A 714-nucleotide genomic window follows, 5' to 3' on the forward strand; every position below is an offset into this window, starting at 1 on the left:
GAGCTGGTTGGTGGCGGTGGCGGTGGCGAGGATTTCGATGCGGGCGGGTTCGGTGGTGATGAGGCAGGATGCGGCGCCGTCGCTGACGACGGAGTTGACTTGGCGGAGCAGGCGCTGCTCGGGTGTGGTGCACGCGTCGGTGGTGACCAGCAGCACGGTGCGGGCCTCGCCGGACGCGACGAGGGTGCGGGCGAGATGTAGCGCGGTGCCGAAGTTGGCGCATTCGGCGGCCGAGACCCCGATCGGTGTGGCGTGGCTGAGGCCGAAACGCTCACTCAGTCGCAACAGTTCGGTGTTTTCGATCTGGCCGAACCCGATGGTGGAGGAGGCGAGCATGAGAAGGTCGATCCCAGACGCCGGCACCCGCGAGTGGTCGAGCGTTTCCGCGATACAGGCGGTGGCCATGTCGATGGGCGAGTCACGAGCGTGGCGGTAGCTGGAGAGTCCGACCTCGTGTAGGGCGTCGACCAGTCCTGGCTCGGCGGCAATGGGTTCTATATCTGTGATCGGCCGCGGGTCGCCGGTGATGTGGGCTATTCCGGTCATGAAAACGCGCATGGTGTTCTGCCTTGGAAAGTGTTGTGACACTGATGGTTATCTGCATTCCGCGCTGGCGTTGTTGATGGCGTAAGCGACGAGGATGGCGTGTGGGCTGTGGAATTCGCTGATCTGCAATGAGATACCGGCCGGGTCGGGAGAACCGGTGTGCCGCAG

The 714-nt window shown here is 64.4% G+C and carries 1 protein-coding gene; it reads right to left on the reverse strand.

Annotated elements, in window-relative coordinates:
* Nucleotides 1–546, reverse strand: a 546-nt coding sequence (locus NA3_RS35425; protein WP_218021968.1) for a beta-ketoacyl-[acyl-carrier-protein] synthase family protein, incomplete at its 3' end; no start/stop codon positions are given.
* Between the last annotated feature and the right edge of the window lie 168 nt (nucleotides 547–714).

The organism is Nocardia africana NBRC 100379 (genome assembly GCF_001612635.1).
GTDB classification, from domain to species: Bacteria; Actinomycetota; Actinomycetes; order Mycobacteriales; family Mycobacteriaceae; genus Nocardia; species Nocardia africana.